Below are 6,000 nucleotides of genomic sequence, written 5' to 3'. Positions count from 1 at the left end.
TATCAGAATGGCAGTGGCCAGCGCCACGACCACGCCTGGGTAGGCCACCCCCATCCCGCGCGTTCTCCCCCAGCCCGGCAATTGTGGGTCTACCTGATCCGGCGCCTCAAGACCGTTCGTCCTCGCTGCGCTGCGGGCGCTGCGTCTTGACCCACCGGAGCGGTAGACCCATCCCCGAACCCGGGAGAGAACACCGGAACAACGGCACCACACCAACCCAAACCAGACACACGGTGGCAGCAAAACCTTGACGGGCCGTCTCATATCAGACCGTGCCAGAGACCACCGCGCCCGCGATGGCCGCTGACCAGCGGCTAACGAGAGGCTAGCTATCACGGTCGGCCGGAGTGTCCGCCCTGCCCACCCGTTACGGACCTCAACCTTCACAGCTATGCGCCGACGTAAACGGTCGGCCGGAGTGTCCGCCGTGCCCACCCGCTACGGACCTCAACCCTCCAAAGGTACGGCGAGGCCCTCGGTCAGGCGCCGACGTAAGCCGCGAGGTGCTCGCCGGTGAGGGTGGAACGGGCGGCGACGAGATCGGCGGGTGCGCCCTCGAAGACGATCCGGCCACCGTCGTGGCCAGCACCGGGGCCGAGATCGATGATCCAGTCGGCGTGCGCCATGACCGCCTGGTGATGCTCGATGACGATGACCGACTTGCCGGAGTCGACGAGCCGGTCCAGCAGGCCGAGCAGCTGTTCGACGTCGGCAAGGTGCAGGCCGGTGGTCGGCTCGTCGAGGATGTAGACGCCGCCCTTCTCGGCCATGTGAGTGGCCAGCTTGAGCCGCTGCCGCTCGCCGCCGGACAACGTGGTGAGCGGCTGGCCGAGGCTGAGGTAGCCGAGCCCGACGTCGGCGAGCCGGTGCAGGATGGCGTGCGCGGCCGGCGTGCGCGCCTCGCCGGCGCCGAAGAACGCCTCGGCCTCGGTCACCGACATCGCGAGCACCTCGCTGATGTCGCGACCCCCGAAGTGGTATTCGAGCACCGACGCCTCGAACCGCTTCCCCTCACACTCCTCGCAGGTGGTGGCCACGCTGGCCATGATCCCCAGGTCGGTGTAGATGACGCCCGCGCCGTTGCAGTTGGGGCAGGCTCCCTCGGAGTTGGCGCTGAACAGCGCCGGCTTCACGCCGTTGGCCTTCGCGAACGCCTTGCGGATCGGGTCGAGCAGCCCGGTGTAGGTCGCCGGGTTGCTCCGCCGCGAGCCGCGGATCGCGCTCTGGTCGATCGACACCACACCCGCACCGGCGGGGATCGACCCGTGCACAAGCGAGCTCTTGCCGGAGCCCGCCACGCCGGTGATCACGCAGAGCACCCCGAGCGGGATGTCGACGTCGACGTCCTGCAGGTTGTTGGCGGTGGCGCCGCGGATCTCCAGCGCGCCGGTGGACGTCCGTACTGTCTTTTTGAGGGTGGCCCGGTCGTCGAGGTGGCGGCCGGTGATGGTGCCGCTGGCCCGCAGCCCTTCGACGGTGCCCTCGAAGCAGACGGTGCCGCCCCCCGTGCCGGCGCCGGGGCCGAGGTCGACGACGTGGTCGGCGATCGCGATCGCCTCCGGCTTGTGCTCGACCACGAGCACCGTGTTGCCCTTGTCCCGCAGCCGCAGCAGCAGGTCGTTCATCCGCTGGATGTCGTGGGGGTGCAGGCCGATGGTTGGCTCGTCGAAGACGTAGGTGGTGTCGGTGAGCGAGGAGCCGAGGTGGCGGATCATCTTGACGCGCTGCGCCTCGCCGCCCGACAGCGTGCCCGCCGGCCGCTCGAGCGAGAGGTAGCCCAGCCCGATCTCCACGAACGAGTCGAGGCTCTGCAGCAGCGCGGCGAGCAACGGCGCGACCGACGGCTCGTCGAGGCCGCGGACCCATTCGGCGAGGTCGCTGATCTGCATCGCGCAGGCGTCGGCGATGTTGATCCCGCCGATCCGCGAGGAGCGGGCCGCCTCGCTGAGCCGGGTGCCACCGCACTCGGGACACGAGGCGAAGGTGACCGCCCGGTCCACGAACGCCCGGATGTGCGGCTGCAGCGCGTCGGGGTCCTTGGAGAGGAACGACTTCTGCACCTTGGGGATCAGCCCCTCGTAGGTGAGGTTGATGCCGTCGACCTTCACCTTGGTCGGCTCCTTGTAGAGGAAGTCGTGGAGCTCCTGCTTGGTGAACTTGTGGATCGGCTTGTCCGGGTCGATGAAGCCCGACTCGGCGAAGATCTTTACGGTCCAGAAGCTGTCCACCTTGTAGCCGGGCACGGTGATCGCGCCCTCGGCGATCGACTTGGAGTCGTCGTAGAGCTGGGTGAGGTCGATATCGGTGACCTTGCCCCGGCCTTCGCAGCGCGTACACATGCCGCCGGTGCGGGTGAAGGTCTGTTTCACGGCCTTGCCGGCACTGGCGCCGCGCTCGACCGTGATCGCACCGCTGGCTCGGACCGTGGGGACGTTGAAGGAGAACGCGTTGGGCGAGCCGACGTGCGGCTGCCCGAGCCGGCTGAACAGGATGCGCAGCATCGCGTTGGCGTCGGTGGCGGTGCCGACCGTGGAGCGGGGGTCGGCGCCCATCCGCTGCTGGTCGACGATGATCGCGGTCGTCAGCCCGTCGAGCACGTCGACCTCGGGCCGCGCCAGCGTCGGCATGAAGCCCTGCACGAAGGCGCTGTAGGTCTCGTTGATCAGCCGCTGCGACTCCGCGGCGATCGTGCCGAACACCAGCGAGCTCTTGCCCGAGCCGGAGACGCCGGTGAACACCGTCAGCCGGCGCTTCGGGAGCTCGACGCTGACGTCCTTGAGGTTGTTCACGCGCGCGCCGTGCACGCGGATCAGGTCGTGGCTGTCGGCGACGTGCGGCGCAGGCGACTGCGTCTCCGTACTCGTGGCAATGCTCATCGTTTCTCCATCTGTTAGGGGAGGCCGCCGATGCTCGGCGTCGCGACGACGCCGAGCGGGGGCGTGGGGGTCGGCACTTATCGGTCCTGAAGCAGCCCGAGGACGTTACCATCGGGGTCGGCAAAAGTGGCCACCAGGCGGCCGCCACCGACGTCGTGCGCGGGCTCCTTCACGGTGCCACCCGCGGCGGTCACCTCGGCCAGTTTCGCCTCGATGTCCGGCACGTGCCAGTAGGCCACCGGTGTGGTCATGCCCTGCGGCCCACCGCCCGGCACCAGCCCGATGTGCTGGCCCTCGGCCTCGAAGCCGACGTAGTAGGACGAGTCGGCCACCGGTGGCACGCCGAGCAGGGCGGCGTACACCTCCTTGGCCTTCGCCAGGTCGGAAACGGGGTGCAGCACGGTCTTGATTCCCTGGGTGGAAGAGCCTGCCATGGGGGACTCCTGAAGTCGTGGGGATGGTCTGGCCTAAGGACGAACGGTGACGTCCATGCAGGTCACGCTAGCTGCGGCTCGGGGGTCCTCGCTTCTCGATTCCTGACCGATGTGGCCGCGCGGCACGACGGGAGCCTTCGGTGCTCAGTTCGAATGGACCTGGACAGATTGTCTAGTCGTGACCGGCAGACTTCAGGCGTGTTAGGCGGATTGTCTAGGTTTGGTTGGGCACACTTGCCAGTGGCAGGCCCAAGTTGATGTCATTTATATATGTTCGAGGAAGCTCAGTATTTCGCTCCGGTCGCAGCGAACGAGGACGGTTCCGTCACTGTTCAGCTCGCGGCCAACCACCCCGGCTTCGCCGACCCGATCTACCGTGCCCGCAGGAACGCGATCGCCGCCCTGGCAGTAGGCCACACCAGGGGCGACCCCATCCCCCACGCGGAGTACACGGACGAGGAGCACGAGGTCTGGGCCCTGGTAACAAGAGAACTGGCCGCCAAACACCACAAGTACGCGGTGACCGAGTTCGTGAACGCCGCCGAGGAGCTAGGTCTCCCCACCGACCACATTCCCCAGCTGGAGGAGGTCAGCGACCTGCTCACCCCGCTGACGGGATTCCGGTACCTCCCGGCCGCCGGCCTGGTCCCCCTCCGCGAGTTCTACGGTGTCCTGGCCGACGGCTACTTCCACTCGACCCAGTACATCCGCCACCACTCGGTCCCGTTCTACACACCAGAGCCCGACATCATCCACGAGGTGATCGGCCACGGCAACACGCTGGCCTCCCGCCGCTTCGCCGACCTCTACCGCCTGGCCGGCCGCGCCGCCCAGCACGTGGAAACCGAGGAAGCCCTGGAGTTCGTCTCCAAGATCTTCTGGTTCACCCTGGAGTTCGGCGTCATGAACGAGAACAACGAACTCAAGGCGTACGGCGCGGGCATCCTGAGCTCGTACGGCGAGATCGAGGAGTTCCGCGGCATGGACATCCGCCCCCTCGACCTAGCCGCCATGGGCGCCACCGAATACGACATCACGAAATATCAGGATGTCCTGTTCGCCGCCGCCTCGCTGAGCCATCTGGAGGACGTCGTCGGCTCCTTCTGGGCCACCTGCGACGACGACACGATCGACAAACTCAGGGTTTGACCAGCAACGCGTCCCCGACCGCACGCTCCGAGCCGTCGGACGGCTTGTTGACGACCTTCCCGCGGACGACCATGGCACTGGACCCGCCGCCATCGAGGTTGATCGCGTCCCGCGCCCCGAGCCACCGCATCACCTGGGCCGCCTCCAGGAAGGACGCCCCCACGGTAGCGCCAGGCGCCCGCCCGTCGATGACCGCGAGGATCAGCTTCCCGGTCTTGCCCACGCCCACCAGCGTCCGCGGATGCCGCCGCAAGATCATGTTGATATTGGCCATGCCATCCGTCGACGCCGTGATCCAGGTCTTGCCATTGCGGACAAGCCCCACCCCGCCACCGACGATGTAGGTGTCAGGCGTCAACGGGATGGTCCGCTTCTTCCGCAGGTCACTGACGACCGTCTTGACGGTGACGGTCTGCCCTTCCGTAGCGTGTGCCGTCAGCCAGTCGGCCGCGGTGCCGACCCCGTGCAGCACCCGCCGGCCCTTGGTGACCTTCCCCCCAGCCGTCCGCACTCCCAGCACCTGACCGGTCTCGTCAAGCACGACTTCCGTCCCCCCGGTGGACGGCGTCTTCGTGCCGAACTCCTCGGTATACAGAACGAGCTCGTTGGGCTTGGGCACCCGGTTCACCCCGGCAACGGACAAGTTGGCTTTATCCGCGGCCGTCGCCGTCACTCTCGAGGCGAGCTCGGTGATGCGCACGGTCCGCCCCTTCATCACCACCGCCGTACGCCCGGGAACGGCTTCGCTGAGCAACTTGCCCCCCACCATCGAGATCCCCGTCGGATCTCCTCGGTAGGCGGCGGAGGTGTGGATGTCGAAGAATCCCCCGTTGACCGCGATCGACGCGCCTCCGGCTTTCGCCATCGCGGACACCTTCTCCCGCTTGGCGGTGCTGGTCCCCAGCGAGGAGGCGAAGGTGCCGCGGAAGGTCCGCGGATCGATGGTGACCACCTTCATCGACCAGGGCCCCGAGGTCAGGAAGCCGTCGTCGCCGAGATAGTCCACCTTGGAGCTGATCCCCGCGTCCTTGAGCTCCGTGACGACCTCGGCCGCCTGCTTCTTCTGCTTCAGGGTCCAGTTGCCGATCCGTACCATCCAGTAGTCCTGGGCGGGGAAGTCGGCGACGGCGGGGCGGGTGAACTGCACGATGGTCGGCTCGAAGCCGGCCGACTGGGCGGAGACGGCGAGATTCTGGGCGGTGTTCTCGGTGAAGGCGTCCTTGCCGGCGCTCAGGAGGCTGACGGTGTAGCCGTCCTCGGCGGTGCCGTGCTTGAGGGTGAAATATTCGATTCCGGCGCCGAGCGCCTTTCCGGCCGCGGTGGGAATGCCCGGGACCCCCAGGGGGAACTTGGTGGAGGGCAGTCCGGCCGGTATGGATTCCGTTGATGCGGCTGTCGCGGACAGTGCTGGTGCCGACACAGCGGTGACTGTGACGATCAACGCGGCGGTTCCGACGGTCAGGCGGCGTCGCATGTTGGTTCTCTCCTGATTAATGGCCTAAGGGACCATCGTGGCGACATTGATCGCACAAGGAGAGCGA

The 6,000-nt window shown here is 67.4% G+C and carries 4 protein-coding genes; 1 reads left to right on the top strand and 3 read right to left on the bottom strand.

The features are described from left to right. Nucleotides 1-479: 479 nt before the first annotated feature. Nucleotides 480-2,876 (bottom strand): ATP-binding cassette domain-containing protein, encoded by a 2,397-nt coding sequence (locus Aple_RS27940; RefSeq protein ID WP_155347691.1) that lies wholly within the window; start codon nucleotides 2,874-2,876, stop codon nucleotides 480-482. 77 nt (nucleotides 2,877-2,953) lie between these two features. Then, complete coding sequence (locus Aple_RS27935) at nucleotides 2,954-3,310, bottom strand: VOC family protein (protein WP_155347690.1); 357 nt, start codon at nucleotides 3,308-3,310, stop codon at nucleotides 2,954-2,956. A gap of 270 nt (nucleotides 3,311-3,580) precedes the next feature. Here Aple_RS27935 and Aple_RS27930 point away from each other — a divergent pair, with 270 nt between their 5' ends. Next, nucleotides 3,581-4,459, top strand: coding sequence for a phenylalanine 4-monooxygenase (locus Aple_RS27930; protein ID WP_155347689.1), 879 nt, complete (start codon nucleotides 3,581-3,583; stop codon nucleotides 4,457-4,459). Here the strand turns inward: Aple_RS27930 and Aple_RS27925 are convergent. Next, complete coding sequence (locus tag Aple_RS27925; RefSeq protein ID WP_155347688.1) at nucleotides 4,449-5,933, bottom strand: phosphodiester glycosidase family protein; 1,485 nt, start codon at nucleotides 5,931-5,933, stop codon at nucleotides 4,449-4,451. The genes Aple_RS27930 and Aple_RS27925 overlap by 11 nt on opposite strands. Nucleotides 5,934-6,000 lie beyond the last annotated feature (67 nt).

Source organism: Acrocarpospora pleiomorpha (assembly GCF_009687885.1).
GTDB classification, from domain to species: Bacteria; Actinomycetota; Actinomycetes; order Streptosporangiales; family Streptosporangiaceae; genus Acrocarpospora; species Acrocarpospora pleiomorpha.
Note: the sequence above shows the minus strand (reverse complement) of the source record. Positions and strands in the feature narration are given on the sequence as shown.